Annotated in this window: 1 pseudogene; it reads left to right on the forward strand. The window is 71.1% G+C overall.

Annotated features, from left to right (window positions below):
- Positions 1–17: 17 nt before the first annotated feature.
- Positions 18–1,166, forward strand: a pseudogene (locus tag ACIRS4_RS38070) (hypothetical protein); the annotation flags it as partial.

A 1,166-nucleotide genomic window follows, 5' to 3' on the forward strand; every position in this document is an offset into this window, starting at 1 on the left:
AGGAACTGAGCACCGCCATGGCGGTCGCGAAGACCATGCGCAACAGCCTGCGCACCAGCTCCCCCCAGACCATCGGCGATCAGGCCGACGAGGTGCAGACCCGGGCGCAGAACTCGCTCGCGGGCGCGCCCACCGTCGGCGACCTCCGGGTGCAGCAGTCCTTCCTGCAGTTCGGCGCCGCCCTGACCGCCTCGCGCCTGCTCACCCAGGAGCGCGTCATGCTCGCGGTGCCGGGCGCCGGCGCCAACCCCGCGCTGCGGACCAAGCTGCTCACCGCCATCGGCGCCGAGATCACCATGATCGAGGTGTACCGCGGCATGGCGCCGGAATCGGCGCAGAACGCGAACACGCTGAAGGACAATGCCGGCGCCCGCGTCGGCATCCTGATGCAGAACGTGCCCGACCCGGGCACCCTGCCCGCGATGCAGGACTCGCTGCGCGGCAGCGCGGACGCCTACGCCTCCGAGGTCGCGACCGTCGCGGGCACCATGGGCGCCAAGCTGTCCGAGCTCACCACCGAGGCGCGCAACAACGTGCTGCGTGACACCTCCATCGTGATCGGCATGCTGCTGGCCGGTCTCGCGCTGGCGCTGGTGGTGGCCCGCTCGCTGGTCGTGCCGGTCCGCCGCCTGCGGCGAGACGCCTTGCAGGTGGCCCACATCGACCTGCCGCAGGAGCTCGAGGTGGTGCGCGCCGGCGGCGCGACCCCGGAGATCTCGCCGGTTGACGTGCACACCACCGAGGAGATCGGGCAGCTGGCCCGAGCCGTCGACGACATCCACTCCCAGGCGCTCCACCTGGCCGCCGAACAGGCGCGACTGCGCCTGCAGATCGGCAACATGTTCGAAACCCTCTCGCGCCGCAGCCAATCCCTCGTGGAGCAGCAGCTGTCTCTGATCGAGGAACTCGAGCGCGACGAGGACGACTCCGAGCGCCTGCAGTCGCTGTTCCGCCTCGACCACCTCGCCACCCGCATGCGCCGCAACGGCGACAACCTGCTGGTGCTGGCCGGAACCGCGCTGCGCCGTGGCCATCTCGCGCCGGTGCCGCTGTCGGACATGCTGTGGTCCTCGGTCTCCCAGGTGGAGGACTACCAGCGCGTCGAGATCGGCACCGTGCCCGACGGCATCGTGGCCGGTGAGCCCGCCGTCGACATCGAGCACCTG

Source organism: Streptomyces sp. NPDC101166, from assembly GCF_044768125.1.
Classification (GTDB): domain Bacteria; phylum Actinomycetota; class Actinomycetes; order Streptomycetales; family Streptomycetaceae; genus Streptomyces.